This is a genomic window from Pseudomonas sp. Os17 (assembly GCF_001547895.1).
In the GTDB taxonomy this organism is placed as follows: domain Bacteria; phylum Pseudomonadota; class Gammaproteobacteria; order Pseudomonadales; family Pseudomonadaceae; genus Aquipseudomonas.
Genome location: NZ_AP014627.1, coordinates 3,454,987 through 3,480,592, shown reverse-complemented (window position 1 = coordinate 3,480,592; position 25,606 = coordinate 3,454,987). Strand labels below are relative to the sequence as shown.

General features: G+C 65.5%; 25 protein-coding genes. 12 read left to right on the top strand and 13 right to left on the bottom strand.

The genetic code is table 11. From position 1 onward, the window contains the following. Window positions 1-12: 12 nt before the first annotated feature. Genes POS17_RS15180 through POS17_RS15165 form a run of 4 tightly spaced genes read left to right on the top strand, consistent with a single transcriptional unit; the run spans window position 13 to window position 3,912 of the window. Window positions 13-774, top strand: coding sequence for an SDR family NAD(P)-dependent oxidoreductase (locus tag POS17_RS15180; RefSeq protein WP_060839329.1), 762 nt, complete (start codon window positions 13-15; stop codon window positions 772-774). A 12-nt stretch (window positions 775-786) separates the two neighbouring features. Continuing rightward, window positions 787-1,977 (top strand): acetyl-CoA C-acyltransferase, encoded by a 1,191-nt coding sequence (locus POS17_RS15175; protein ID WP_060839328.1) that lies wholly within the window; start codon window positions 787-789, stop codon window positions 1,975-1,977. A 12-nt stretch (window positions 1,978-1,989) separates the two neighbouring features. After that, window positions 1,990-3,117, top strand: coding sequence for an acyl-CoA dehydrogenase (locus POS17_RS15170; protein ID WP_060839327.1), 1,128 nt, complete (start codon window positions 1,990-1,992; stop codon window positions 3,115-3,117). 21 nt (window positions 3,118-3,138) lie between these two features. Continuing rightward, entirely contained in the window at window positions 3,139-3,912 is a 774-nt protein-coding gene (locus POS17_RS15165) for an enoyl-CoA hydratase (RefSeq protein WP_060839326.1), read from the top strand. Window positions 3,913-4,241: 329 nt separating this feature from the next. Here POS17_RS15165 and POS17_RS15160 read toward each other — a convergent pair whose 3' ends face one another. The 3 genes from POS17_RS15160 to POS17_RS15150 form a co-directional block, all read right to left on the bottom strand. Next, window positions 4,242-5,006: an SDR family oxidoreductase gene (locus tag POS17_RS15160; protein ID WP_060839325.1), complete on the bottom strand. Its 765-nt coding sequence runs from the start codon at window positions 5,004-5,006 to the stop codon at window positions 4,242-4,244. A gap of 247 nt (window positions 5,007-5,253) precedes the next feature. Next, complete coding sequence (locus POS17_RS15155; protein ID WP_060839324.1) at window positions 5,254-6,405, bottom strand: acyl-CoA dehydrogenase family protein; 1,152 nt, start codon at window positions 6,403-6,405, stop codon at window positions 5,254-5,256. 4 nt (window positions 6,406-6,409) lie between these two features. Further along, a complete protein-coding gene (locus tag POS17_RS15150; protein WP_060839323.1) occupies window positions 6,410-7,516 on the bottom strand; it encodes an enoyl-CoA hydratase/isomerase family protein in 1,107 nt (368 codons plus the stop codon). 457 nt (window positions 7,517-7,973) lie between these two features. On the opposite strand from POS17_RS15150, the gene POS17_RS15145 reads away from it, so the two are divergent. From POS17_RS15145 to POS17_RS15110, 8 genes are all read left to right on the top strand, one after another. Next, window positions 7,974-8,753 (top strand): transporter substrate-binding domain-containing protein, encoded by a 780-nt coding sequence (locus POS17_RS15145; protein WP_060839322.1) that lies wholly within the window; start codon window positions 7,974-7,976, stop codon window positions 8,751-8,753. Between the two features lie 72 nt (window positions 8,754-8,825). Next, window positions 8,826-9,551: an ABC transporter permease gene (locus POS17_RS15140; protein WP_060839321.1), complete on the top strand. Its 726-nt coding sequence runs from the start codon at window positions 8,826-8,828 to the stop codon at window positions 9,549-9,551. After that, window positions 9,548-10,258, top strand: coding sequence for an ABC transporter permease (locus POS17_RS15135; protein ID WP_060839320.1), 711 nt, complete (start codon window positions 9,548-9,550; stop codon window positions 10,256-10,258). The genes POS17_RS15140 and POS17_RS15135 overlap by 4 nt, the downstream gene beginning before the upstream one ends. Window positions 10,259-10,323: 65 nt before the next feature. Continuing rightward, window positions 10,324-11,085, top strand: coding sequence for an ABC transporter ATP-binding protein (locus POS17_RS15130; RefSeq protein ID WP_060839319.1), 762 nt, complete (start codon window positions 10,324-10,326; stop codon window positions 11,083-11,085). Window positions 11,086-11,097: 12 nt separating this feature from the next. Then, window positions 11,098-11,577, top strand: coding sequence for an Lrp/AsnC family transcriptional regulator (locus POS17_RS15125; protein ID WP_011061344.1), 480 nt, complete (start codon window positions 11,098-11,100; stop codon window positions 11,575-11,577). Window positions 11,578-11,885: 308 nt separating this feature from the next. After that, complete coding sequence (ctlX, locus tag POS17_RS15120) at window positions 11,886-12,824, top strand: citrulline utilization hydrolase CtlX (protein ID WP_060839318.1); 939 nt, start codon at window positions 11,886-11,888, stop codon at window positions 12,822-12,824. Beyond that, window positions 12,821-13,855, top strand: a complete 1,035-nt coding sequence (gene astA / locus POS17_RS15115; RefSeq protein WP_060839317.1) for an arginine N-succinyltransferase — start codon at window positions 12,821-12,823, stop codon at window positions 13,853-13,855. Before ctlX ends, astA begins: the two co-directional genes overlap by 4 nt. Window positions 13,856-13,914: 59 nt before the next feature. Then, window positions 13,915-14,778 carry a LysR family transcriptional regulator gene (locus tag POS17_RS15110; RefSeq protein WP_060839316.1) on the top strand — a complete coding sequence of 288 codons (864 nt, stop codon included), beginning with the start codon at window positions 13,915-13,917 and terminating at the stop codon, window positions 14,776-14,778. A gap of 41 nt (window positions 14,779-14,819) precedes the next feature. On the opposite strand, the gene POS17_RS15105 is transcribed toward POS17_RS15110, so the two are convergent. The 10 genes from POS17_RS15105 to arnC all read right to left on the bottom strand — a co-directional run bounded on the left by POS17_RS15105 (window position 14,820) and on the right by arnC (window position 25,603). Further along, complete coding sequence (locus tag POS17_RS15105) at window positions 14,820-15,524, bottom strand: HPP family protein (protein WP_060839315.1); 705 nt, start codon at window positions 15,522-15,524, stop codon at window positions 14,820-14,822. A gap of 231 nt (window positions 15,525-15,755) precedes the next feature. Beyond that, window positions 15,756-16,271 (bottom strand): GNAT family N-acetyltransferase, encoded by a 516-nt coding sequence (locus POS17_RS15100; protein ID WP_060839314.1) that lies wholly within the window; start codon window positions 16,269-16,271, stop codon window positions 15,756-15,758. Between the two features lie 41 nt (window positions 16,272-16,312). Then, window positions 16,313-17,938, bottom strand: coding sequence for an ArnT family glycosyltransferase (locus POS17_RS15095; protein ID WP_060839313.1), 1,626 nt, complete (start codon window positions 17,936-17,938; stop codon window positions 16,313-16,315). Further along, entirely contained in the window at window positions 17,939-19,303 is a 1,365-nt protein-coding gene (locus POS17_RS15090; RefSeq protein ID WP_060839312.1) for a UDP-glucose dehydrogenase family protein, read from the bottom strand. It abuts the gene before it with no gap. After that, complete coding sequence (gene arnF, locus POS17_RS15085; protein WP_060839311.1) at window positions 19,300-19,713, bottom strand: 4-amino-4-deoxy-L-arabinose-phosphoundecaprenol flippase subunit ArnF; 414 nt, start codon at window positions 19,711-19,713, stop codon at window positions 19,300-19,302. Before arnF ends, POS17_RS15090 begins: the two co-directional genes overlap by 4 nt. After that, window positions 19,710-20,054 (bottom strand): 4-amino-4-deoxy-L-arabinose-phosphoundecaprenol flippase subunit ArnE, encoded by a 345-nt coding sequence (gene arnE, locus POS17_RS15080; RefSeq protein ID WP_060839310.1) that lies wholly within the window; start codon window positions 20,052-20,054, stop codon window positions 19,710-19,712. Before arnE ends, arnF begins: the two co-directional genes overlap by 4 nt. Beyond that, a complete protein-coding gene (arnT, locus tag POS17_RS15075; RefSeq protein ID WP_060839309.1) occupies window positions 20,051-21,700 on the bottom strand; it encodes a lipid IV(A) 4-amino-4-deoxy-L-arabinosyltransferase in 1,650 nt (549 codons plus the stop codon). The genes arnE and arnT overlap by 4 nt, the downstream gene beginning before the upstream one ends. Then, window positions 21,697-22,581, bottom strand: a complete 885-nt coding sequence (gene arnD / locus POS17_RS15070; RefSeq protein WP_060839308.1) for a 4-deoxy-4-formamido-L-arabinose-phosphoundecaprenol deformylase — start codon at window positions 22,579-22,581, stop codon at window positions 21,697-21,699. The genes arnT and arnD overlap by 4 nt, the downstream gene beginning before the upstream one ends. After that, window positions 22,581-24,587 (bottom strand): bifunctional UDP-4-amino-4-deoxy-L-arabinose formyltransferase/UDP-glucuronic acid oxidase ArnA, encoded by a 2,007-nt coding sequence (gene arnA, locus POS17_RS15065; protein WP_060839307.1) that lies wholly within the window; start codon window positions 24,585-24,587, stop codon window positions 22,581-22,583. The genes arnD and arnA overlap by 1 nt, the downstream gene beginning before the upstream one ends. After that, window positions 24,584-25,603 carry an undecaprenyl-phosphate 4-deoxy-4-formamido-L-arabinose transferase gene (arnC, locus tag POS17_RS15060; RefSeq protein WP_060839306.1) on the bottom strand — a complete coding sequence of 340 codons (1,020 nt, stop codon included), beginning with the start codon at window positions 25,601-25,603 and terminating at the stop codon, window positions 24,584-24,586. The genes arnA and arnC overlap by 4 nt, the downstream gene beginning before the upstream one ends. Window positions 25,604-25,606 lie beyond the last annotated feature (3 nt).

The following is a 25,606-nucleotide window of genomic DNA, read 5'->3' as shown; positions in this document are numbered from 1 at the left end:
AGGATTGAAACGATGCAGATCACAAACAAGGTTTTTCTCGTCAGTGGTGGTGCTTCCGGCCTCGGTGCGGCCAGCGCTGAAATGCTGGTGGCCGCCGGCGCCAAGGTGATGCTGGTGGACCTCAATGCCGAGGCCGTGGCGGCCCGGGCCCAGCAATTGGGCTGCCACAGCGTGGTGGCGGACATCAGCCAGGAGGCCGCGGCCGAAGCGGCGGTGCAGGCCACGGTCAAGGCCTTTGGCGGGCTCAACGGCCTGGTCAACTGCGCCGGCATCGTGCGCGGCGAGAAGGTCCTGGGCAAGAACGGCCCCCATGCCCTGGCCAGCTTCAGCCAGGTTATCAACGTCAACCTGATCGGCAGCTTCAACCTGCTGCGCCTGGCCGCGGCGGCCATTGCCGAAAGCGCGGCCGATGCCGATGGCGAGCGCGGGGTGATCATCAACACCGCCTCCATCGCCGCCTTCGACGGGCAGATCGGCCAGGCCGCCTATGCGGCGTCCAAGGGCGCCATCGCCAGCCTGACCCTGCCGGTGGCCCGCGAGCTGGCGCGTTTCGGCATTCGGGTGATGACCATCGCCCCGGGGATTTTCGAAACCCCGATGATGGCCGGCATGAGCGACGAAGTGCGCGCCGGTCTGGCCGCCGGGGTGCCGTTCCCACCGCGCCTGGGCAAGCCCGCCGAGTACGCCGCGCTGGTGCGGCATATCATTGAAAACAGCATGCTCAACGGCGAGGTGATCCGTCTCGACGGCGCCTTGCGCATGGCCGCCAAGTAAGGAGGAATTTTCATGTCCATTGCCCACGATCCAATCGTCATTGTCAGCGCCGTCCGCACCCCGATGGGCGGTTTCCAGGGTGAACTCAAGGGCCTCAGCGCCCCGCAACTGGGGGCCGAGGCCATCCGCGCCGCGGTAGAGCGCGCAGGAATCGCCCCGCAAGCGGTGGAGGAAGTGCTGTTCGGTTGCGTGCTGTCCGCCGGCCTTGGCCAGGCCCCGGCGCGCCAGGCGGCCCTGGGCGCCGGCCTGGACAAGGGCACCCGCTGCACCACCCTGAACAAGATGTGCGGCTCCGGCATGGAGGCCACCATCCTGGCCCACGACATGCTGCTGGCCGGCAGCGCCGAGGTGGTGGTCGCCGGCGGCATGGAAAGCATGTCCAACGCCCCGTACCTGCTGGACCGCGCCCGCAGCGGTTACCGCATGGGCCATGGCAAGGTGCTCGATCACATGTTCCTCGACGGCCTGGAAGATGCCTACGACAAGGGCCGCCTGATGGGCACCTTTGCCGAGGACTGCGCCGAGGCCAACGGCTTCACCCGCCAGGCCCAGGACGACTTCGCTGTGGCTTCCCTGACCCGCGCCCAGCAGGCGATCAAGGACGGCCTGTTCAAGGACGAGATCGTTCCGCTGCAGGTGATGATCGGCAAGGAGTCGAAGCTGATCAGCGATGACGAACAGCCGCCCAAGGCCAAGCTGGACAAGATCGCCACCTTGAAGCCGGCGTTCCGCGACGGTGGTACCGTGACCGCCGCCAACGCCAGCTCGATCTCCGACGGCGCCGCGGCCCTGGTGCTGATGCGCCGTTCCGAAGCCGACAAGCGCGGCCTCAAGCCGCTGGCGGTGATCCACGGGCACGCGGCCTTCGCCGACACCCCGAGCCTGTTCCCGGTGGCCCCGGTGGGCGCCATCGAGCGGCTGCTGAAAAAGACCGGCTGGGCCCTGGGCGATGTCGATCTGTTCGAAATCAACGAAGCCTTCGCCGTGGTCAGCCTGGTGACCATGAACAAGCTGGACATTCCCCACGCCAAGGTCAACGTGCACGGTGGCGCCTGCGCCCTGGGCCATCCGATCGGTGCCTCCGGCGCGCGGATCCTGGTGACCCTGCTCTCGGCCCTGCGCCAGAAGGGCCTCAAGCGTGGCGTGGCCGCGATCTGTATCGGCGGTGGCGAAGCCACGGCCATGGCCGTTGAATGCCTGTAACGAGGAATCCCGATGTTGCCCAATGACGAACAACTGCAGATCAGCGACGCCGCCCGGCAATTTGCCCAGGAGCGTCTGAAGCCCTTTGCCGCCGACTGGGACCGCGAGCACCGCTTTCCCAGGGAGGCCATCGCCGAGATGGCCGAGCTGGGCTTCTTCGGCATGCTGGTGCCCGAGCAGTGGGGCGGCTGCGACACCGGCTACCTGGCCTATGCCATGGCCCTGGAGGAGATCGCCGCCGGTGATGGCGCCTGTTCCACCATCATGAGCGTGCACAACTCGGTGGGCTGCGTGCCGATCCTCAAGTTCGGCAACGACGAGCAGAAAGAGCGTTTCCTCAAGCCCCTGGCCAGCGGCGCCATGCTTGGCGCCTTCGCCCTCACCGAGCCCCAGGCCGGCTCCGACGCCAGCAGCCTGAAAACCCGGGCCCGCCGCGACGGCGACCACTATGTGCTCAACGGCTGCAAGCAGTTCATCACCTCGGGGCAGAACGCCGGGGTGGTGATCGTGTTCGCGGTCACCGACCCGGCGGCCGGCAAGCGCGGCATCAGCGCCTTTATCGTGCCCACCGATGCGCCGGGCTATAAGGTCGCGCGCATCGAGGACAAGCTCGGCCAGCACGCCAGCGACACCTGCCAGATCCTTTTCGAGGATGTGAAGGTGCCGCTGGCCAACCGCCTGGGGGAGGAGGGCGAGGGCTACAAGATCGCCCTGGCCAACCTTGAAGGCGGGCGCGTGGGCATTGCCGCACAATCGGTGGGCATGGCCCGGGCCGCGTTCGAAGCGGCGCGAGACTACGCCCGCGAGCGCGAAACCTTCGGCAAGCCGATCATCGAGCACCAGGCCGTAGCGTTTCGCCTGGCGGACATGGCCACCCAGATCGCCGTGGCGCGGCAAATGGTGCATTACGCCGCGGCCCTGCGCGACAGCGGCAAGCCGGCCCTGGTGGAAGCCTCGATGGCCAAGCTGTTTGCCTCGGAAATGGCCGAGAAGGTCTGCTCGGCGGCATTGCAAACCCTGGGCGGCTATGGCTATTTGAGCGACTTCCCGCTGGAGCGTATCTACCGCGACGTGCGCATCTGCCAGATCTACGAAGGCACCAGCGACATCCAGCGCATGGTCATTTCGCGCAATCTCTGACTTTTTAGCAGGAGCTGATACATGAGCTACGAAACCATCTTGTTGGACATCAAGGACCGGGTCGGTCTGATCACCCTCAACCGTCCCCAGGCGCTGAACGCCCTCAACGCGCAGATCGTCGGCGAGGTGAACCAGGCCCTGGACCGCCTGGAAGCCGACCCGCAGATCGGCTGCATCGTCATCACCGGCTCGAAGAAAGCCTTCGCCGCCGGTGCCGACATCAAGGAAATGGCCGAGCTGACCTACCCACAGATCTACCTCGACGACCTGTTCAGCGACAGCGACCGCGTGGCCAACCGGCGCAAGCCGATCATCGCCGCGGTCAACGGCTTCGCCCTGGGTGGCGGCTGCGAACTGGCCTTGATGTGCGACTTCATCCTGGCCGGTGACAACGCCAAGTTCGGCCAGCCGGAAATCAACCTCGGCGTGCTGCCGGGCATGGGCGGCACCCAGCGCCTGACCCGCGCCGTGGGCAAGGCCAAGGCCATGGAAATGTGCCTGAGCGGACGCTTTATCGACGCCGTGGAGGCCGAACGCTGCGGCTTGGTCGCGCGCATCGTGCCGGCGGACGAGCTGGTGGAAGAAGCCCTGAGGGTCGCCGCCGTGATCGCCGCAAAATCGATCCCGGTGAGCATGATGATCAAGGAAAGCGTGAACCGCGCCTTCGAAGTCAGCCTGTCCGAAGGCGTGCGCTTCGAACGCCGGGTGTTCCACGCCGCCTTCGCCACCCAGGACCAGAAAGAGGGCATGGCCGCCTTCATCGCCAAGCGTGATCCGCAGTTCAAGGATCAGTAACCGCACCGCCCCTGGCAGGACGCGGCGTTCATCCGGCGTCCCTGCCCCCTCAACCGCAGCGCCTAGGGTCTGTTCCCGTTTGGTGACAGGCCGCGACGGTGGCCCACTGGGCACAGGGCAAGGCGCGAGGAGCGCAGTTTGGTTGTTCCCAATAAGCTCCGAGCAACGCCGCCCTGTGCCCAGTGAGCCCCGTCCCTTCGGGTTGCGTGCCAAACGTCGCGAGGCTGCGTTGCGGGATTTGCCAAGGGAACAACCATTGGCGGCATCCCGCGCCTTGCCTCGCACCGTTTGGCCCAGCAACGCGGCTCGTCACCAAACGGGAACAGACCCTAGCTGCGGTTGATGGAAACTCCCCCCTCAACCAGCATCGCCGTCCCGCTGACGAAACTGGCGGCGTCCGACGCGAGAAACAGCGCCGCGCGGGCAATTTCCTCGGGACGGGCGAGGCGCTTGAGGGCATGCAGGTTTTCGACAAAGGCGCGTTTCTCAGGGGTGTCGGTGGCTGCACGGCCCATGGGCGTGTCGGTGCCTCCGGGCAGTAGCGCGTTGGCACGAATGCCGTGGGGGCCTTCTTCAGCGGCGATGACCTGGGTCAACCCGATCAGCGCGGCCTTGCTCGCGGCATACGCCGCCATACCGGGAAAACCGACGCGGTGCCCGACAAAGCTGGACGTGAAAATAATGGACCCTGCGCCCCGGCTGCGCAGAGCCGGCAGCTGGTACTTGGCCCCGAGAAAGGCACTGGTCAAGTTGCAGTCGAGCACGGCCTGCCACTGGCCAAGGGTCAACTCGGAGACGGACTGGGCTTCACCTGTCATTCCGGCGTTATTGAAGGCGATATCCAACCCACCGAAATGCTCCAGCGCCAGCGCCACAAGGCGCTCGGCCAGTGCCTCGCTGCGAATGTCACCGGCAACCCCAAGTGCCTCACCACCGGTTTGCTGGATCTGGGCGACCAACGCATCCAGTGCGTCGCCCCGACGGCCAGTCACTATCAGGCGCGCCCCTTCCTGGGCGAACAGCCGGGCGGCGGCCTGACCGATTCCCGACGTGGCCCCCGTGACAATCGCGACTTTGTCGTGCAGTTGTTTCATGATCGACCTCCTTTGCCTGAGCGTTGAGCCAACCTTAGGCCGCTGCGAACGGCGCGGAACTCCGGATCTTGCGTTGAATATCTTTTTGAACGCACTGCGGCCAACTACCGCCAGCCCACCTGCTCGACAGCACCCAACAGGGCTTATGGGGCTCTTGCACTGCAGATCGCGCGTGGCGAGGAGGGCGGCCATGGGAGCAAAAAAAATCGCAGCCGGGGCTGCGATTTTTTGTTTTCGGCGTCAATGCCTACAGCTGGTAATGCTTCAGCTCGCGGGCAATCAGCAGGCGCTGGATCTCGCTGGAGCCTTCGTAGATCTGGGTGATCCGCGCATCGCGGTAGTAGCGCTCCACCGGGTAGTCCTCCAGGTAGCCGTAGCCGCCATGGATCTGCATGGCCGAGGAGCAGACCTTCTCGGCCATCTCCGAAGCGAACAGCTTGGCCTGGGAGGCCTCCGACAGGCAGGGTTGGCCGGCGCTGCGCAGGCGCGCGGCGTGCAGGATCAGCAGGCGCGCGGCATTGAGCCGGGTGTGCATGTCGGCCAGCAGGTTGGCGATGCTCTGGTGTTCGATGATCGGCTTGTCGAACTGCACCCGTTCCCGGGCGTAGGCCAGGGCCGCTTCAAACGCGGCGCGGGCGATGCCCAGGGCCTGGGCGGCGATGCCGATGCGGCCGCCCTCGAGGTTGGACAGGGCAATGGCCAGGCCCTTGCCCCGTTCGCCCAGCAGGTTGGCTTCGGGGATGGTGCACTGGTTGAGGGTGACCGCGCAGGTGTCGGAAGCGCGAATGCCCATCTTGTGCTCGGTGCGGTCGACGATGAACCCCGGGGTGTCGGTGGGCACCAGGAACGCCGACAGGCCTTTCTTGCCCAGTTCCGGGTCGGTCACCGCAAAGACGATGGCCAGTTGGGCCCGCTTGCCGTTGCTGACGAACTGCTTGGCGCCGTTGATCACCCACTGGCCGTCGCGCAGCTCGGCGCGGGTGCGCAGGTTGTGGGCTTCGGAACCGGCCTGGGGTTCGGTCAGGCAGAAGCAGCCGATGGCTTCGCCGGCGGCCAGGCGCGGTAGCCATTGCTGTTTCTGCTCCTGGCTGCCGTAGTTGAGGATCGGCCCGCAGCCCACCGAGTTGTGGATGCTCATCAAGGCGCCGGTGGCGCCGTCGCCGGCGGAGATTTCCTCCACCGCCAGGGCGTAGGCCACGTAGTCCAGGTAGCTGCCGCCCCATTCCTCGGGTACCACCATGCCCAACAGGCCCAGCTCGCCCATCTTGCGCACCAGGGCGTCGTCGATCCAGCCGGCCTTTTCCCAGGCCTGGGCATGGGGCGCGATCTCGCCACGGGCAAAGTCCCGGGCCATGTCGCGGATCATCACTTGTTCTTCGCTCAGTTCAATGTCGTGCATGGGCTCAGCTCCCGCTGTCGTCGAAACCGCTGAAGAAGCTCGCCACCCGCTGCGCCTCGAGGGCGGCCAGGGTCGGTGGATTCCAGCGGGGGGTCTTGTCTTTGTCGATGATCAGGGCGCGCACGCCCTCCATCAGGTCGCCGTGCTCGAACCACTGGCGATCCAGGTGCAGCTCCAGGGCGAAGCATTGCTCCAGGCTCAGGTGCCGGCCGCGGCGCAGCATCTCCAGGGTCACGGCCATGGCCAGGGGCGAGCGGCTGTCCAGCAGGTCGGCGGTGGTCGTGGCCCACTCGTGGCTGTCGGCAACCGTGACGCTGCGCAGTTGCTCGACGATGCTCGCCACGTCCGGCAGGGCGAAGAAGTGATCGATGGCCGGGCGCAGGGCTTGCAGCGGCGCGTCGGGCAGGCTCTGCACCGCCAGCTTGGCCAGCAGGCCCTGCAGGTCCTTGAGCGGCGAGTCGCTCCAGTGCAGGCGATCCAGGCGCTGGTGCAGCAGGTCCAGCTTGCCGCTGTCCAGGTGCCAGTCGGCCAGGCCGCAGTACAGGGCATCGGCGGCGCGGATCTGCACGCCGCTGACGCCCAGGTAGATGCCCAGCTCACCGGGTATCCGCGAGAGGAAGTAACTGCCGCCGACATCCGGGAAGTAACCGATGGCCACTTCCGGCATCGCCAGGCGACTGCGCTCGGTGACCACCCGCAGGTCGGCGCCTTGCACCAGGCCCATGCCGCCACCGAGAACGAAGCCGTCCATCAGGGCCAGCACCGGCTTGCGGTAATGGTGGATGGTCAGGTCCAGGGCGTATTCCTCGACGAAGAAATCCTCGTGCAGGGTATCGCCGCCCTGATAGCTGTCGTACAGCGAACGGATGTCGCCGCCGGCGCAGAAGGCCTTTTCCCCGGCGCCGCGCAGGACCACCGCGTGGATCAGCGGATCCTGGGCCCAGGCGTTGAGCTGGCGTTGCAAGGTGCGCACCATCGACAGGGTGATGGCGTTGAGTCCGGCGGGGCGGTTGAGGGTCAGGTGACCGATGTGGTTGCGCACCTCCACCAGCACCTCGTCCGAGGTGGCGTCGAGGTCCCGTGTCGTCTGGGATGAAACCTGAGCAGTCATCACTAACTCCCTGCTTTTATTGTTTTTTGTATGAGGCTCGCGCGCGAGCATCGGCGGATCGTAACAGTGCAAATTTGCCGATTACAACCCCGAAAGCTGCAGGTCGACTGTGCATTTTTGCATGACGATAAATACCTGCCGGGCCTTGCAAGACAGCTCTGGGTCAAGGTCTAGAGCCTTGGCGACAGAATCGGCTGTGAAATAGCCGTTATCAGCCGATCCAGGCTGTTTCAGGCGCCCCTTACGACACCAGGGAGGCTTTGGCTGTTGGCATTCTGGCGCTCCGTTGCAGCGTAGACCGCGGCAACCGGAGGTAGCTCGGGCATTGACCGCCGGGCCTGCCCCACAACAAGAACTCGACTGCGCTAACCCCGCACCCACTCTCTGCCCCTGTCACAAGTGGGGTCCGACGCCAGCGCCGGACCGCTATAAATCCAAATAATCCGGGACTCTGAAGATGACTAAAAAATGGCTGGCCGTGCCGCTTCTGGCAATCGCGTGCGTTTCCATGGGCACCAGCGCCAAGGAATGGAAGGAACTGCGCTTTGGTGTCAATCCAAGCTATCCGCCCTTTGAATCCAGCACCGCCGACGGCGGCGTACAAGGCTTCGGCGTCGACCTGGGCAACGCCATCTGCGCCGAACTCAAGCTCAAGTGCGTGTGGATCAGCAACGACTTCGACGGCCTGATCCCGGCACTCAAGGCCGGCAAGTTCGACGCCATCGAATCGTCGATGACCGTCACCGATGCGCGGCGCAAGCAGATCGACTTCAGCGACCGGCTGTATGCCGGGCCTACCGCCATCGTCACCCGCAAGGGCTCGGGTCTTGAGCCCACTGGCGAATCCCTCAAGGGCAAGACCCTGGGCTACATGCAGGGCACCATCCAGGAAACCTACGCCAAGGCCAAGCTGGGCCCGGCGGGGGTCAAGCTGCGGGCCTACCAGAACCAGGACCAGGTCTACGCCGACCTGGTCTACGGCCGCCTGGATGCCTCGATCCAGGACAAGCTGCAGGCGCAGATGAGCTTCCTGGCCTCGCCCCAGGGCGCCGATTTCGAGAACAGCGCCGGGATCAGCGACCCGCTGGTACCGGCGGAGATCGCCATCGGCCTGCGCAAGGACCAGGACGAACTCAAGGCCATGCTCAATGGCGCCATCAAGGCCCTGCATGAGAAGGGCATCTACGCCCAGATCCAGCGCAAGTACTTCGGCGACCTCGACCTCTACAACAACTGATCGCCCCTGGCCGGCCCCGGGACAGACGCGATCCGTCCCGGGGCCGGCCGCGGCGTCTGCAAGGTGATTGGCGTGAATACCTCGACGACTCTCTTCGGCCTCGACCTGACGGTCCTGCAAGGCTATGGCCCGCTGTTGCTGCACGGCACCTGGGTGACCCTGAAACTCTCGGCCCTGGCGCTGCTGGTGAGCATGGCCCTGGGCCTTTTGGGCGCGGCTGCCAAGCTCTCGCCCCTGCGCCTGCTGAACCTGCCGGCGACCTGCTACACCACCCTGATTCGCGGGGTGCCGGACCTGGTGCTGATGCTGTTGATCTTCTACAGCCTGCAAGGCTGGCTCACGGCCCTGACCGAGCTGCTGGACTGGCCCTACATGGAAATCGACCCCTTCGTGGCCGGGATCATCACCCTGGGCTTTATCTATGGTGCCTATTTCACCGAAACCTTTCGCGGGGCGATGCTCAGCGTGCCCCGGGGCCAGCAGGAGGCGGCGGCGGCCTTCGGCCTCGGTCGCTGGCAGCGCTTTCGTTTCGTGGTGTTCCCGCAAATGATGCGCTACGCCTTGCCCAGCCTGGGCAACAACTGGCTGGTGCTGCTCAAGGCCACGGCCCTGGTGTCGATCATCGGTCTTTCGGATCTGGTCAAGGTGGCCCAGGAGGCCGGCAAGAGCACCTTCAACATGCTGGACTTCCTGCTCCTGGCGGCGGCCCTGTACCTGCTGATCACCAGCGCCTCGAACCAGCTGCTGCGCCTGCTGGAACGGCGCTACAACCAAGGCGTGCGAGGGCTGTCGCGATGATCGAGCTGATCCAGGAATACTGGCGTCCCTTTCTGTTCAGTGACGGCGAGAGCCTGACCGGCCTGGCCATGACCCTGTGGCTGCTGGTGGCCAGCCTGGCCATGGGTTTTGTCCTGTCGCTGCCCCTGGCGATCATGCGCGCCTCCCACTGGGCCCTGTTGCGCTGGCCGGTGCAGCTGTTCACCTACGTGTTTCGCGGCACGCCTTTGTATATCCAGCTGCTGATCTGCTACAGCGGGCTGTACGGGATCGCCGCGATTCGCCAGCAACCATTGCTGGAAGCCTTCTTCCGCGATGCCATGAACTGCACCTTGCTGGCCTTCACCCTCAACACCTGCGCCTACACCGTGGAGATCTTCGCCGGCGCCATCCGCAGCATTCCCTACGGCGAGATCGAGGCGGCCCACGCCTATGGCCTCAGTGGCTGGCGCCTGTACCGGCGGCTGATCCTGCCCTCGGCGCTGCGTCGGGCACTGCCGTACTACAGCAACGAAGTGATCCTGATGCTGCACGCGACCTCGGTGGCCTTCACCGCCACCATCCCGGACATCCTCAAGGTGGCCCGGGACGCCAATGCGGCGACCTTCCTGACCTTCCAGGCGTTCGGCCTCGCCGGTCTTCTGTACCTGGGGCTGTCCTTCGGCCTGGTGGCGGCCTTCCGCCTGGCGGAGCGGCGCTGGCTGAGCTTTCTCGGCCCGGCCCATTGAGTGCCTGCCTTCCCATTTATCTGTCCAGAGCGTCGTTGTCCGCCACGGCGCTCCAGGAGTGTTTGATGTACAAGTTGAGCGTTGAAAATCTCTACAAGCGTTTTGGTGACAACGAAGTGCTCAAGGGCGTCTCGTTGAATGCCCGGGCCGGTGACGTGGTGAGCATGATCGGTGCCAGCGGCTCGGGTAAGAGCACCTTGCTGCGCTGCATCAATTTCCTCGAACGGGCCGACGCTGGAACCTTCGTCCTGGATGGCGAGGCCATCCTCACCCGGGATGCCCCCGGCGGCATGCAGGTGGCCAGCCCGGCCCAGTTGCAGCGCCTGCGCACGCGCCTGGCCATGGTGTTCCAGCACTTCAACCTGTGGAGCCACCTGAGCGTGCTGGACAACATCATGCTCGCGCCCTGTCAGGTGCTGGGCAGCAGCCGCAAGGCGGCCGAGGCCAGTGCCCGGGCCTACCTGGACAAGGTCGGCCTGCCACAACGCGTGGCCGAGCAGTACCCGGCGTTTCTTTCCGGTGGCCAGCAGCAGCGGGTGGCGATTGCCCGGGCCCTGGCGGTGGAACCGCAGATCCTGCTGTTCGACGAACCGACCTCGGCCCTGGATCCGGAGCTGGTGGGGGAGGTGCTCAAGGTGATCCAGGCGCTGGCGGAAGAGGGGCGGACCATGCTCATGGTCACCCACGAAATGGGCTTTGCCCGGCAAGTGTCGAGTCAGGTGATGTTCTTGCATCAAGGGCGGGTCGAGGAGCAGGGTGGCGCGAGCATCCTCGACCAGCCGCAAAGTGAACGTTTGCAGCAGTTTCTATCCGGCCGTTTGAAGTGAGGGAAGGCATCCATGGCGGACATCCGCGACTTGTCGATCGTGCTTGATCGAATCGACCAGGCGATCATCGAGGTTTTGCGCCACGAAGGGCGCATCACCTACCAGAAACTCTCCGAGCGCGTGCACCTGACCCCCAGGCCGTGCCTGGAGCGGGTACGCAAGCTGGAGCAGCTCGGGGTCATCCGTGGCTACGGGGCGATCCTCGATGAAAAGAAACTCACCCCGGGCCTGTCGCTGCTGGTGCTGGTGGCGCTGTCCAACCAGAGCGGGCGCGCGGCGCAGAAAGCCTTCGAAGCCAAGGTCCGTGCCTGTCCCCAGGTCCTGGAGTGCCGCCTGATCAGCGGCGCCTTCGACTACAGCTTGCGCATGCGCTGCCGCGACATGGAGCACTACCGGGTGCTGACCGAAGTCTGGTTCGACGACCCGGACCTGCACATCGACAAACTGGTCAGCCACCCCGAGCTGGCCATGGTCAAGACCGGCATGGAATAACCCCGCCAGCGCCCTGCGTAGGAGCCGGCTTGCCGGCGAATAGGCCTGCAAGCCTGGCCGCGCCGACAAGATCGCCTTCGTTGGCGAGCCAGCTCCTACGCGTCTGTCGCGACATCCACGAACCTTGTCGGCGAACAGGTCCGCAAGACGGTGCGGGCAGCAGGTCGATGTGTTCCGGGGCGCGAAATCGGCTGGAGCCGCCCGTGCTTTCAGCCATTTCCTGCTGTGCAGACCCGCCGATCAGCCGGGTTTTGTCCCTGCAAAAAATCACAATGAGGCCCTCTGAAAACTCATTGATTGCGTGCCCCATGCAGACCACTCACAGCGTTTTGATGATTCGCCCGACGCGCTTCTCCTTCAATCAGGACACCGCCGGCAACAACCGTTTTCAACGTCCGGCCGGGGTCGCCGAGGACGTCCAGGCCAAGGCCCTGGAGGAATTCGACGGCTATGTCGCGGCCTTGCGCGAGCAGGGGGTCAGGGTACTGGTGCATGAGGACGGCGCCGCGCCTCACACCCCGGATTCGATCTTTCCCAACAACTGCTGGAGCAGCCACCCCGACGGCACGCTGGTGCTGTACCCGATGCAGGGCCGCAACCGCCGCCTGGAACGCTTCAAGGGCGTGCTGGCCCACCTGCACGAGCAGTATGAGGTGGCCCGCACCCTCGACCTGACGCCTCTGGAGCGGCAGGAGCTGTTCCTCGAAGGCACCGGCAGCATGGTCCTGGATCGCCAGCAGCGGATCTGCTACGCCGGCTATTCGAGCCGTACCCATCACCAGGCCCTGGTGCAATGGGGGGAACAGCTGGGCTACGAACTCTGTGCCTTCCACGCCCGGGACCGCCACGGCGTGCCGATCTACCACACCAACGTGATGATGAGCGTCGGCAGCCGACTGGCGCTGGCCTGCCTGCTGGCCCTGGACGACGGCGGCGAGCGCGCCGCCTTGCGCCAGCGCCTGGAAGGCAGCGGCAAGCAGCTGCTGCCCTTGACCTGGGCCCAGCTGGAGTCCTTCGCCGGCAATATGCTCGAAGTGCACAACAGTGCCGGCGAGCCGCTGCTGGTGATGTCCCGCAGTGCCTGGCGCTCCCTGGACGCCGAGCAACGCCGGTTGATCGAGCGCCATGTGCAGCCCCTGCCGGTGAACATCGACACCATCGAACGCATCGGCGGCGGCAGCGCCCGCTGCATGCTGGCGGAAATCTACCTGCCTGAACGTCAACCTCAACTGGAGCACTCGCGATGATCGTCCGTCCCGCCACCCCAGCAGACCTGCCGGCCCTGCTGGCCCTGGCCCACAGCGCCGGTGCCGGCCTGACCACCTTGCCGGCCGACGCCGGGCGCTTGCGCTCGCGCCTGCAATGGGCCGAACGGACCTTCGCCGGGCAGGCCTCCCGGGCCGACGCCGACTACCTGTTCGTGCTGCAGAGCGGGCAGGGCGAAGTGGTCGGCATCTGCGCCCTGGCCGGGGCCGTGGGCCTGCGCGAGCCCTGGTACAACTATCGCCTGGGGCTGTTGGTCGCCGCCTCGAAGAACCTCGGCATCAACCAGCAGTTGCCGACCCTGTTCCTGGGCAACGACATGACCGGCCAGTCGGAGCTGTGCTCGCTGTTCCTGCATGCCGATCATCGCCAGGGCCTCAACGGCCGCCTGCTGTCCAAGGCGCGCTTGTTGTTCCTGGCCGAGTTTCGCCAGCACTTTGGCGACAAGGTGATCGCCGAGATGCGCGGCTATTCCGACGAGCAGGGCGTGTCGCCGTTCTGGGAGGGGCTGGGCCGGCACTTCTTCAAGATGAATTTCGCCGAAGCCGACCACCTCACCGGCCTGGGCAACAAGACCTTCATCGCCGAGTTGATGCCCAAGTTCCCGCTGCCCACCTGCCTGTTGCCGGAAGCGGCGCGGGCGGCGATCGGCCGCGTGCACCCCAATACCGAGCCGGCCCTGGGCATGCTCAAGGCCGAAGGCTTTGCCTTCAAGGACTACATCGACATCTTCGATGGCGGGCCCTTGATCGAATGCGCCACCGAAGAGATCCGCGCGGTACGCGACAGCCAGGTGCTGCAGCTGTGCATCGGCACGCCGGGGGAACAGGCCGAGCCCTACCTGATTCACAACCGCCAGTTCGCCGACTGCCGGATCAGCGCCGCGCCGGCGCGGGTGGCGGCCGGCGCCCTGATGGTCAGCGCCGAGAGCGCCAAGGCCCTGGGGCTGAGTGCCGGGGCTTCGGTGCGGGCGGTGAGCCTGGCGGTGCCGGCTCGGCAAATGTCCGCGGCCTAGCAGCGCGGTATGGCGAGCGCCGCTACAATGGCGCTCGAATTTTTTGCCGGCGAGGCACCATGGACATCGATCTGGCGCGCACCTTCCTGGAAATCGTCCGCAGCGGCAGCCTGATCGCCGCTGCCGAGCGCCTGCACCTGACCCAGACCGCCATCAGCGCCCGGGTGCAGAACCTGGAAGGCCAGCTCAACTGCAAACTGCTGGTGCGCAACCGCGCCGGGGCCCGGCCCACCGCCGACGGCGAGGCCTTCATCGCCTACGCCAACCAGTTGGTGCAGACCTGGGAGGCGGCCCAGCGCGACCTGCCGCTGCTCGACGGTTACCACAACGTGTTGCACATCGGCGGTGAGCCGAGCCTGTGCAACCCGCTGATGCTCAGCTGGGTGCGGCGCCTGCGCCAGGCGCTGCCCAACCACGCAGTGCGCACCCAGATCGCCGAAGGCGCCAGCCTGCAGAGACAACTGGAGCTGGGGGTGCTGGATGCGGCGCTGGTGTTCCAGCCGCTGTACTCGCCGGGCTTGCAGGTGGAGCAATTGCTCGAGGAAAAGCTGATCCAGGTGCGCCTGGCGGGGCGGCCGGAGCCCTATGTCTACATCGATTGGGGCGAGGACTTCCGTCGCCAGCATGACGCCGCCTTGCCGGAGCAGGCCAGGGCTGCGGTGGGCTTCAACCTGGGGCCACTGGCCCTGCAGTTCATCCTCGACGCTGGCGGCAGCGGATATTTTCGTACCCGGGTGGTGCAGAGCTACCTGGACAGCGGCGTGCTGGAACGGGTGGAAAAGGCCCCGGAATTCAACTTTCCCACTTACCTGCTGTATGCCCGGGAGCGTGACTCGGCGCAGCTGCAGCAGGCTTTTGCGGTGTTGCGCGAGGTGATCGAACAAGACCACGACTGGTCCCAGCGCTGGTCGCCGATGATCTGAGCCCCCCAACTGGCAGGCCCCTGCGCACAGGAGTCGGGGGCTTAGCGGCGCGCTGAAAGGACTTGGCCGATGCTGCGGCGGCGGGCGTGGACTTGGCTGGCATGGATCAGCTGTTCGAGGTCTTCGGGGGTGACATCGAAAAACTCCTCCATCTCGGCCAGGGCCTGCTTCAGGTCTTCGGCGGTGATCGCCAGGCTGTCGCTCGGGGTCGCCGACGGCAGGATGGCCGGGGCATCGCTCGGGCCCTTGGGGTAGCGAATCCGCGTCAGGTTGTTGTAGACCAGGGCACTGGCCAGGAGACTGGCCGCCGCCAGCATCACCGGGCCCAGCTCGCGCCAGTCCAGCGCCACGCTGGCCGGATCGGCCAGGACCAGGGTCAGGGCCAGGGCGCCGGCCGGCGGATGCAGGCAACGCAACCAGCACATCAGCACCAGGGCCATGCCCGCTGCCAGGCAGGCGCTGCCCAGGCTGCGCCCCAACACATGGGCCACCAGCAAGGCCACGACCCCGGCGCACAGGTAACCGCCCAGGATCGACCAGGGCTGGGCCAGGGCTCCGGACGACACGGCAAACAGCAGCACCGCCGAGGCTCCCAGCGGACCGATCAGGTGCAGCGCCACCGGCATGCCGAACACCTGGGCGCAGAGCCAGACACTGAACAGGGTGCCCAGGGCCATGCCGATGGCGGCGCGGCTCCATTCCAGGGGGCGGGTATTGATGGCGGCGGGTTTCCAGCGGGCAAGCATCGGCAATGGGGTCCATGACTAAACGGCGGGCAAAAAGAAGGGCTTGTCTGGATCACCAGAAAGCCCTTGAACGTTCCAACATTTGGGGGAGGAACGGGCACAGTGTGCCGAGCCTTCATGCAACTGACAAATTCATAATAATGCTGGTTTAGTGCATTTATTTTGCTGCTTGACGCCGATAAGCGCCGGCTGCCACGAGCGGCTTTTGCGGCCGGATAGGCCGCCAGGCTTCTACAGGGTCAGGCGCATGGCGCAGCGGCGTTCCGCAGGCAGGCCGTGCTGCGCTTCATCGGCCAGGACCTGACGCAGGCGCGGACTCAGTTGGGCCGGCTGCAGGGTGACAAAGCCCTGGCGCTGATAGAAAGGCTCGTTCCAGGCCAGTTCGCGGAAGGTGCTCAGGGTCAGGGCCGTGAGCTGCCGTTCCAGGGCGAACTCCCGGGCCGCCTGCAACAGGCGCTTGCCAATGCCCTGGCCCTGGTGGCCAGTGGCAACGGAGATTTCCCACACATGCAGCTCGTGGTCGCAGATCTGGGCGTTGAGAAAGGCGCAGCGGGTGCTGTCGGCGGTCACCGCGACCCATACCGGGTGCTGGCGGATGTTGTCTCGCTGGCTCTGGGCATCGGCGACCTCGGCGTCGGCCAGCCAGGCCAGTTGCGGATCACGGCGAAAGAGTTCGGCAGCCGAGGTTTCAATGGCGGGCAGGAAGGCGGCGTCGGCCACCCGCGCCCGGCGGATCTGAATGGTCATGGGCGCGAGTGTAAGGAGCCGCTGGGGGCCGCGCAACGCTTTCAGGGTTGCGTGGCGCCGCGCTTGGGCAGGTGCAGCAGGACGAAGTCGTTCTTGTCGAAACGCCCGCTCAGGGCCGGCGTCAGTCCGGCCAGGGGCGTGCCCTGCAGGCTGACCAGGTCGCTCTGGTCAAGGATCACCCAGGCCGGGCCGGGGACCTGGGCCAGGGCGTCGAGGGTCTCGGTGAACTGCGGCTGCAGGTCCCGGTCCAGGTTGACCATGAACTTGATCGCCTTGGCGTCCTTGCCCATGCGGTGCAGGACCACCGGTGCCGGGTCGGCCTCGATCAGTTGCATGGCGCCGTGGCTGAAGGCGCGAGTGTCATAGAGACGGTGCTCCACCGGCTCGAAGACCCCGATGTAGCAGGCCCAGACCGCCAGCACCGCGCTGTAGGCCAGGCCCACGGCGCGCCACTGGCGCCGGCACAGCAGCCCCAGGGACAGCGCCTGCAACAGGCCGAGGATCAGCAGTATCGGCGTCAGCGAGTCGAGCTGCCCGGGGAACTTGCGCCGCAGCACCAGCAGGCCGACGATCAGCAGCCCGGGCAGCAGCAGCCAGATGCCCTGGATCGCTGCGCGCAGCCAGGCCATCAGTCGGCCGTGGCTGGCCTGGAACGGATAAGCCGCAATAATCGCCGCCATGGGCAGCATCGGCAGCAGGTAGCGGGCCTTTTTCGCCTGGGGAATCGACAGGCCGATCATCACGATCAGTCCGGCAGCGGTGCACAGGCGCAGCAGTTTCAGGGCCGGTCCCTGCTCCGCGGGGCGACTGAACAGCACCGCGATCCACGCCAGGATCGCCAGGGGGTAGGCCAGGGCGTAGTTGCCCAGGGAGCTGGTGAAGTAATAGAAAACGTCGCTGGAGCCTTCGCTGCCGTCCATGCGTCCCATGAATTGCATGCGGATCACATCGTCGACAAAGGCCTGGCCACCGCTGAGCTTGGCCAGCCACAGCAGCAGGCCGACGCAGGCCACCAGCAGCAACAGCGCGCTGAAACCGACGCCGAACAGCCGCCGCCACTGGCCATTGAGCAGGTAGTAGCTGCACAGCATGCCGGTGGGGATCACCAGGCCGATGGGCCCGCGAATGGCAAAGCCCAGCACCAGCAGCAGGAAGATCCAGCCCAGGTGCCGGCGGGCGCCGAAGTGGTCATGGGCATAACCCAGGTAGAACACCGCCAGGGACACCGCGGCGAGCATCTGGTCCAGGGACACGGCGCGGGTTTCGCTGATAAAGGTGTTGCTGAGCAACAGCAGGGCGACGCTGAGCAGGGCCCAGGTCTGGGAATAGGGCGCCAACAGGCGATAGATCAGACTGACGATCACGGCCGAGGCGATGGCCGTCGGCAGCCAGGCACTCAGGCTGCTGACCTGCCCCGCAGGCAGCGAGAACAGCCAGACCAGCAGGGTCGAGGCACTGGAGTAGTCGGCATAGGGCTGGCCATAGGTGGTGGGGAAGAACCCCGGCCCATGGCGCAGCATTTCCTTGGCGAACAGCACGAAGCGCGAATCGAAGCCGATGGCCGAATCATGACCGGCGCCGGCGCAGAACAGCAGCAAGGCCAGCAGCCCCAGCCCCAACGATTGCCAGAGAAGTGTGTTCGAAGGGGAGCTGGAGTGCGGGTTCATTCAAGCCTCGGTGGACCACTGCTGATGAGGAATCGGCAGGTTGCGCGATTCACCGCGGCCGATCGGGAAGTAGGTGAAGCCATTGCGCGCCAGGCGTTCGGCGTCGTACAGGTTGCGGCCGTCGAAGATCACCGGCGCCTTGAGGCGCTGTTGGATCAGGTCGAAATCCGGAGCCTTGAACTGCTGCCACTCGGTGCAGATGATCAGGGCGTCGGCACCGGTGAGTACCGATTCCGGCGTGCCCATGAGCATCAGGCGCGATTCGTCCGGGTACAGACGCTGGGTTTCCTGCATCGCTTCCGGGTCGTAGGCGCGCACTTGCGCGCCGGCGGCGAACAGCGCGTCCAGCAGCACCCGGCTCGGGGCGTCGCGCATGTCGTCGGTGTTGGGTTTGAACGCCAGGCCCCAGAGGGCGAAGGTCTTGCCTTTCAGGTCGCCCTTGTAGAACGCCTTGATGCGCTCGAACAGCTTGTGCTTCTGGCGTTCGTTGATGGCTTCCACCGCTTGCAGCAGGTCGCTGGAGCAATGGGCTTCCTGGGCGCTGTGGATCAGGGCGCGCATGTCCTTGGGGAAGCACGAGCCGCCGTAGCCGCAGCCGGGGTAGATGAAGTGGTAGCCGATGCGGGTATCGGCACCGATCCCCAGGCGGACCGATTCGATGTCGGCGCCCAGGTGCTCGGCCAGCTCGGCGATCTGGTTGATGAAGCTGATCTTGGTCGCCAGCATGCAGTTGGCGGCGTACTTGGTCAGCTCGGCGCTGCGCAGGTCCATGAACATGATGCGGTCATGGTTGCGGTTGAACGGCGCGTACAGGTCGCGCATCACGTCGCGCACTTCCTCGCGCTCGCAGCCGATGATGATCCGGTCTGGACGGCGGCAGTCGGTCACCGCCGAGCCTTCCTTGAGGAATTCCGGGTTGGAGACGATATCGAACTGCAGCGGGCGGCCATTGAGGACCTTTTCGATGTGCGCTTTCAAGGTGTCGCCCGTGCCCACCGGTACGGTGGATTTTTCCACCAGGATCACCGGTTGCTCACGGTGGCGTGCTACCGCATCGCCCACCGACAGCACATAGCGCAGGTCCGCCGAGCCGTCTTCGCTGGACGGCGTGCCCACGGCGATGAACAGCACCTGGCCGTGTTGCACCGCGAGTTTCTCGTCGCTGGTGAAGTGCAGGCGCTTGGCTTCGAGGTTTTCCTTGACCAGGCTGGCCAGCCCGGGCTCGAAGATGCTCACGTGTCCCTGTTGCAGCTGCTTGACCTTTTGCTCGTCGATGTCCATGCAGATGACATCGTGGCCGACTTCAGCCAACACGGCGGCTTGTACAAGACCGACGTAACCACTTCCAAATACACTGATTTTCATGGGGTATTCCTGGGACTTGTCGCGGGTGCAGATCGAGAGTTGATGGTGATGACCCCGAGGATGACCAAGGCCACCCCGAGGCTTTTGGATAGCGTGAACGGTTCGTTGAACAGCGGCAGGCTGGCGGCCAGCAGGTAGACCAGCGCGTAGCTGATGCTGAGCAGCGAGTAGGCCCGGCCCAGCGGCAGGTCGCGCAGCGCCAAAAGCCAGCAGAGCATCGACAGCGCGTAGGCACCGATGGCCGCGATCACGACTGCCAGGGCGGCCAGATCGACGTTGCCGGCGCTCAAAGCCGACAGCCACTGATCCGGGGCGGGCAGGCGGGTCATGCTCCAGCGCATGCCCAGCTGGGCGCCGCTGACCAGGGCCACGCTGCCCAGGGCGAAGGCAAATCCCTTGGCGCGGCTCATGCGTGGCGACTCAACAGCAGCACGCCGCCAATCACCAGGGCCACGCCGAGCCAGTGGCGACGGTCGATGGGCTCATGAAAGACGAAACGGGCGATCAGGGTAATGAACACGAAATTCAGGCTGAGCATCGGGTAGGCCACGCCGACTTCCATGCGCTGCAGCACCAGCAGCCACACCAGCAGGCCCAGGCCGAGGCTGAACAGGGCCAGCCACAGCCAGCCCGAGCGCAGTTTGTGCAGGGCGCCGGAGGGCTGGTCGCGCCAGCTTTCCACGGCGAACTTCTGTGCCACCTGGCCCAGGCAGGTCAGCCCGCAGGCCAGGAGTAGCAGCAACAGGCTCATGGCTGGCTCTGGGGAATGATGAAGATCACGATATTGCCTTGCTCGTAGCGCTTGGCGTCCTTGGGCAGCAGTTCGACTTCATGCGCCTCGTCGCTGCTCTTGACCCGCATCACCACGCCGATCGAGCCCTGCTTGCGGGCTTGCTCGATCCACGGCTGGACCTGGTTCAGGTCGACCTTGCGCGCGGCGCTGTCTTCGTAGCCCAGGCCGTACTTCACTTCGCCTTCGGTGTTGTACAGGGTCACGTCGGGGCGACCCAGGCGCCAGGCCAGCGCCGAGGCCGCGCCCAGGTCGTTGCTCAGCAGGGCCTTGGCCTGACCCAGTTCGGCCACGTGATCGATGATGAACTGGTCGGGAATCTTGTTGTAGACCACCGAATTGGGCAGCGCCGCCGGGGCCAGCGCCACCAGCAGGAAGCTGCCCAGGGCCGGTGCGGCCCACAGGCTCAGTGGGCGCATGGCTTGCAGCAGGTTGCTGAGGATCCAGCCCAGCAGCAGGACATAGACCAGCACCAGGTGTTGCGGCTCGTCCACATACACCGGTTTCTTCATCTGGAAATACACCAGGGCCAGCAGCCCCAGCAGACCAGCCACCAGGTTGAGCACGCCGTTGAATGCGAGCAGCCGGGTCTTGCCGGCGGCCAGGCGGTCCACCAGGGTGTGGCCCATCAGCAAGGCCAGGGGCAGCAGGCACGGCAGGATGTAGGCCGGCAGCTTGCCCTTGCTCAGGCTGAAGAACGCCAGGGGCAGCACCAGCCACAGCAGCAGGAAGCCGCTGCTGTTCAGGCGCCGTTGTTCCCAGGCCTGCTTCAGGCTGGCCGGCAGCAGCAACACCCACGGCACGCTGAAGCCCACCAGCAACGGCAGGTAATACCACCAGGGCGAGGCGTGCTGGGCGTCTTCGCCGGCAAAGCGCCGGATGTGCTCGTGCCAGAAGAAGAAGCGCCAGTAGTCCGGCTCCTGGGCATGCACCCTCAGGGCCCAGGGCAGGCTGATGAGAATCGCCACCAGCACGCCGAGGCCGCCATAGATCAGCAGCGCGCGCAGGCGCTTCTGCCACAGCGCATAGGGCAGCGCCACCAGCACCGGCAGCAGCCAGGCGAGAAAGCCCTTGGTCATGAAGCCCATGCCGCAGGCCAGGCCCAGTACCACCCAGGCGCTGATCTGGCCGCGCACGCTGCGGCAGTCGAAGGTGAACCACAGCGCCACCAGGCTCAGGTTGACCCAGAAGGTGAACTGCGGATCGAGGTTGGCGTAGCCGGCCTGCAGCGCGACCACGGTAAAGCTCATGTAGAGCAGGGCGCTGGCCAGGCTCTTGCGCGGATCGTTCCACAGGCGCCGGGCCAGCAGATAGGCCAGGACCACGCTGAGGCCGGTGCTCAGGGCCGAGGCCACGCGCACGCCGAACAGGTTGTCGCCAAACAGCGCCTGGCCGATGGCGATCATCCAGTAGCCGGCCACCGGTTTTTCGAAATAGCGAATGCCCATGAAATGCGGCGACGCCCATTTGCCGGTCAGGAGCATTTCCTGGCTGATCTGCGCGTAGCGGGTTTCATCGGGAATCCACAGGCCGTGGGTGGCCATGGGCAACAGGTAGAACAGACCGAAAGCGATCAACAGCAGCGGCAGGGCCCAACGTCTGATCATGCGCTTTGGACTCCCAGCCAGCCTTCGCGGCCTTCCAGCGTGCCGCGCACGACCTTGCCCGCGGGCAGGCTGGAAAGGTCCGCCGGGAGCATGTCGCCCAAGGGCTGGAAGTGGATGTCGCGCTGCTTGGCACTGGCCAGCAGCTGGCGGAAATCGTTGGCCATGAGAATCCCTTCTACTTCGGCATGCACGGTGTAGACGTTGAGCTTGTCCGGGCTGAACCGGTCGAGGATGTAGCGGTTGAAATCCTTGGCGGCCACCACCGGCCCGACCACTTCGTCGAAGGTCGGCAGGTCCACCGGAATCTGTGGGGCGCCCAGGCTGCCGTCCGCCAGGCGTGGCTGGAACAGGCTCTGGCCGCGGCAATCGCTGTTGTAGCGAAAGCCGAATTGTTGCTTGGCTTCGATGACGCGTTCATCGGCGCGCCAACCGGCGGACGCCGAGCAGCTCACCGCTTGCCCGAGAATATCGTTGAGGCTGTCGACGCCACGGCGGATCTGTTCGATCAGCTGCGCGTCGCTCCAGCGCCCGGTGTTGGCCTGCCAGCCGTGGTGATCCCAGGCGTGCAGGCCGACTTCGTGGCCGGCGGCCAGGGTCTGGCGCATCAAGTGCCCCAGGTCCCGGCCAATGGGTTTACCCGGCCAGGCAGTGCCGGCCAGGAGAATGTCCCAGCCGTACAGGCCCGCGGCATTGGACCGCAGCATTTTCCAGAGGAACTGCGGACGGATCAGGCGCCACAGGTGGCGCCCCATGTTGTCCGGCCCGACGCTGAAGAAGAAGGTGGCCTTGACCCCGGCTTCGTCCAGCGATTCGAGCAGCCGTGGCACCCCCTCCCGGGTGCCGCGGTAGGTATCGACATCAATGCGCAGACCTGCCTGCATCAGCGAGCTTCTTCTTTCGAACGGTCGGCGATTTCCAGCATGGCTTCACGCAGGAAGAAGTCCAGGGTGTTGCCGATGGTTTCGCTCATCTCCACGGTCGGCTCCCAGTTCAGCAGGCGCTTGGCGTTTTCGATGCTGGGCTTGCGGTGCTCCACGTCCTGGTAGCCAGCGCCGTAGAAGGCCTTGCTTTCGACGTCGCGGAAACCGGCGAACGGCGGGAAGTTGCCACGCAGCGGGTGGGCTTCGAACTGACGCAGCAGTTCTTCGCCCAGCTGGCGGATGCTGGCTTCGTTGTCCGGGTTGCCGATGTTGATGATCTGGCCGTTGCAGCAGTCGTTTTCGTTGTCGACGATGCGTGCCAGGGCTTCGATGCCGTCGGCGATGTCAGTGAAGCAGCGCTTCTGCTCGCCACCGTCGAACAGACGGATCGGCGTGCCTTCCACCAGGTTGAGGATCAGCTGGGTGATGGCGCGGGAGCTGCCGATACGGGCCGAGTCCAGGCGGTCCAGGCGCGGGCCCATCCAGTTGAACGGACGGAACAGGGTGAAGTTCAGGCCCTTGGCGCCGTAGGCCCAGATCACCCGGTCCAGCAGCTGCTTGGACACCGAGTAGATCCAGCGTTGCTTGTTGATCGGGCCGACGATCAGGTTGGAGCTGTCTTCGTCGAAGTTCTTGTCCTGGCACATGCCATAGACTTCCGAGGTCGACGGGAAGATCACGCGCTTGTTGTACTTGACGCAGTAGCGAACCAGTTTCAGGTTCTCTTCGAAGTCCAGTTCGAACACGCGCAGCGGGTTGCGGGTGTATTCGATCGGCGTGGCGATGGCCACCAGCGGCAGGACCACGTCGCACTTCTTGATGTGATATTCGATCCACTCGGAGTGGATGCTGATATCGCCTTCGACGAAGTGGAAGTTCGGATGGCTGCGCAGGCGCTCGATGGCGTCGGAGCCGATGTCCAGGCCGTAGACGTCGTACTTGTCGTCACGCAGCAGGCGCTCGGACAGGTGGTTGCCGATAAAGCCGTTGACGCCCAGGATCAGCACGCGGGTGCGGCGTGGCTTGCGGCCGGATTCGGCACCGCGCAGCAGGGAACCGTCCACCAGGCCCAGCTCATTGGCCAGTTGCGGGCCACCCAGGTACAGGCCGTTGGCGTTGCGCTGGCCTGAGGTGATCACCAGCGAGTCTTCGCCACAGGCGATGCGCAGCGGGTCGACGCTGATGACCCGGCCCGGGGCCTGGCCTTCATTGCCCTTGACCACTTCGGCGCTCCAGACGATCAGCTTGTGCTCGCCCACGGCGCAGAAGGCGCCCGGGTACGGTTGGGTCACCGCGCGTACCAGGTTGAACAGCTCTTCGGCAGGGCGCTTCCACTCGATCTTGCCGTCTGCGGCCGTGCGACGACCGTAGTAGCTGGCCTTGGACTCGTCCTGGGCGGTCTCGGTGATCTTGCCCTGGGCCAGTGCCGGCAGGGTGTCGCGCAGCAGGCTGGCGGCGGCGTCACGCAGTTTGTGGTGCAGGGTCAGGGCGGTGTCGCTGCGCTCGATGGCCACGCGTTCCTGGGCAATGATGGCGCCGGCGTCGGCGCGCTTGACCATGCGGTGCAGGGTCACGCCGGTTTCGGTTTCGCCCTTGACCAGCACCCAGTTGGCCGGTGCGCGGCCCCGGTAGCGCGGCAGCAGGGAACCGTGCAGGTTGAACGCGCCCTTGCTGGCGGTGGCCAAAAGCGGCTCGCTCAGCAGGTTGCGGTAATAGAAGGAGAACAGGTAGTCGGGGTTGAGCTTGGCGATGCGCTCGATCCACAGCGGGTGGTTGGCATCTTCCGGGGCGTGCACGGCAATGCCTTTGCGGGCGCAGAGCTGGGCCACCGAGCCGTAGAAGGTGTTTTCCTTGGGATCGTCGGCGTGGGTGAACACGGCGGCGATCTCGTAACCTGCGTTGAGCAGGGCTTCGATGCCAGCACAGCCAATATCGTGGTAGGCGAAGACAACAGCTTTATTGCTCATGGCGAAACCTGATCTGTATGAGTGGAAGTTAAACCGTCGACAGTCACAGCGGGGGCCGGGGCCGCGGGCTGGCTGCGCAAGACTTTTTCGATGAAGAAGCGCGGGCGGGCCCGCACGTCGCTGTACATGCGTCCCAGGTATTCACCCAGAAGACCCATGCCGATGAACTGGCCACCGGTGAACACGAACAGCACCGCGAACAGCACGAAGGTGCCGTCGCCGGCCCAGGTGGCGCCGAAGATCAGGCGCAAGACAATCAGCATCAGGGCGAACAGGGCGCCGACCCCGGCCATGCCGAAGCCGATGATGCTCAGCAGCCGCAGCGGCGTGGTGGTCATGCAGGTGATCAAGTCGAACATCAGGTTGATCAGGCGCATCGGGCTGTACTTGGAGTCGCCGTGCTCGCGCTCGGCGTGCTCCACCAGCACCTCGGTGGTGTGCCGGGCAAAGCTGTTGGCCAGGATCGGGATGAAGGTGCTGCGCTCGGTGCAGGCCAGCATCGCGTCGATGATGGTCCGGCGATAGGCCCGCAGCATGCAGCCGTAGTCGCTCATGGCCACGCCGGTGGAGCGTTGCACGGCGAGGTTGATCAGTTTCGACGGCCAGCGGCGGAACGCCGAATCCTGGCGGTTGTTGCGCACGGTGCCGACCACGTCGTAGCCGAGCTCGGCCTGGGCCACCAGGCGCGGAATCTCTTCCGGCGGGTTCTGCAGGTCGGCGTCGAGGGTGATCACCACGTCGCCGCGGCATTGCTCGAAACCGGCCATGATCGCCGCGTGCTGGCCGTAGTTGCGGTTGAGAATCACCGCCACCACCGGGCTGCCTTCGCGTTCGGCGGCCTCTTGCAGGATATTCGCCGACTGGTCGCGACTGCCGTCGTCTACCAGGACGATTTCAAACTCGTGCTTGAGTTGGCGGCAGGCCGCTTCGGTGCGGCGCAGCAGCTCGGGCAGGCTCTGTTCTTCGTTGTAGACCGGAATCACGATCGACACGAACTGGATTGGGTAAGGTTTCAAAGG

What these genes read in the sequence shown, in the direction of transcription:
- POS17_RS15180 (WP_060839329.1), top strand. Translation starts at nt 13, where the DNA reads ATGCAGATCACAAACAAGGTTTTTCTCGTCAGTGGTGGTGCTTCCGGC.
- POS17_RS15175 (WP_060839328.1), top strand. Translation starts at nt 787, where the DNA reads ATGTCCATTGCCCACGATCCAATCGTCATTGTCAGCGCCGTCCGCACC.
- POS17_RS15170 (WP_060839327.1), top strand. Translation starts at nt 1,990, where the DNA reads ATGTTGCCCAATGACGAACAACTGCAGATCAGCGACGCCGCCCGGCAA.
- POS17_RS15165 (WP_060839326.1), top strand. Translation starts at nt 3,139, where the DNA reads ATGAGCTACGAAACCATCTTGTTGGACATCAAGGACCGGGTCGGTCTG.
- POS17_RS15160 (WP_060839325.1), bottom strand. Translation starts at nt 5,006, where the DNA reads ATGAAACAACTGCACGACAAAGTCGCGATTGTCACGGGGGCCACGTCG.
- POS17_RS15155 (WP_060839324.1), bottom strand. Translation starts at nt 6,405, where the DNA reads ATGCACGACATTGAACTGAGCGAAGAACAAGTGATGATCCGCGACATG.
- POS17_RS15150 (WP_060839323.1), bottom strand. Translation starts at nt 7,516, where the DNA reads ATGACTGCTCAGGTTTCATCCCAGACGACACGGGACCTCGACGCCACC.
- POS17_RS15145 (WP_060839322.1), top strand. Translation starts at nt 7,974, where the DNA reads ATGACTAAAAAATGGCTGGCCGTGCCGCTTCTGGCAATCGCGTGCGTT.
- POS17_RS15135 (WP_060839320.1), top strand. Translation starts at nt 9,548, where the DNA reads ATGATCGAGCTGATCCAGGAATACTGGCGTCCCTTTCTGTTCAGTGAC.
- POS17_RS15130 (WP_060839319.1), top strand. Translation starts at nt 10,324, where the DNA reads ATGTACAAGTTGAGCGTTGAAAATCTCTACAAGCGTTTTGGTGACAAC.
- POS17_RS15125 (WP_011061344.1), top strand. Translation starts at nt 11,098, where the DNA reads ATGGCGGACATCCGCGACTTGTCGATCGTGCTTGATCGAATCGACCAG.
- ctlX (WP_060839318.1), top strand. Translation starts at nt 11,886, where the DNA reads ATGCAGACCACTCACAGCGTTTTGATGATTCGCCCGACGCGCTTCTCC.
- astA (WP_060839317.1), top strand. Translation starts at nt 12,821, where the DNA reads ATGATCGTCCGTCCCGCCACCCCAGCAGACCTGCCGGCCCTGCTGGCC.
- POS17_RS15110 (WP_060839316.1), top strand. Translation starts at nt 13,915, where the DNA reads ATGGACATCGATCTGGCGCGCACCTTCCTGGAAATCGTCCGCAGCGGC.
- POS17_RS15105 (WP_060839315.1), bottom strand. Translation starts at nt 15,524, where the DNA reads ATGCTTGCCCGCTGGAAACCCGCCGCCATCAATACCCGCCCCCTGGAA.
- POS17_RS15100 (WP_060839314.1), bottom strand. Translation starts at nt 16,271, where the DNA reads ATGACCATTCAGATCCGCCGGGCGCGGGTGGCCGACGCCGCCTTCCTG.
- POS17_RS15095 (WP_060839313.1), bottom strand. Translation starts at nt 17,938, where the DNA reads ATGAACCCGCACTCCAGCTCCCCTTCGAACACACTTCTCTGGCAATCG.
- POS17_RS15090 (WP_060839312.1), bottom strand. Translation starts at nt 19,303, where the DNA reads ATGAAAATCAGTGTATTTGGAAGTGGTTACGTCGGTCTTGTACAAGCC.
- arnF (WP_060839311.1), bottom strand. Translation starts at nt 19,713, where the DNA reads ATGAGCCGCGCCAAGGGATTTGCCTTCGCCCTGGGCAGCGTGGCCCTG.
- arnE (WP_060839310.1), bottom strand. Translation starts at nt 20,054, where the DNA reads ATGAGCCTGTTGCTGCTACTCCTGGCCTGCGGGCTGACCTGCCTGGGC.
- arnT (WP_060839309.1), bottom strand. Translation starts at nt 21,700, where the DNA reads ATGATCAGACGTTGGGCCCTGCCGCTGCTGTTGATCGCTTTCGGTCTG.
- arnD (WP_060839308.1), bottom strand. Translation starts at nt 22,581, where the DNA reads ATGCAGGCAGGTCTGCGCATTGATGTCGATACCTACCGCGGCACCCGG.
- arnA (WP_060839307.1), bottom strand. Translation starts at nt 24,587, where the DNA reads ATGAGCAATAAAGCTGTTGTCTTCGCCTACCACGATATTGGCTGTGCT.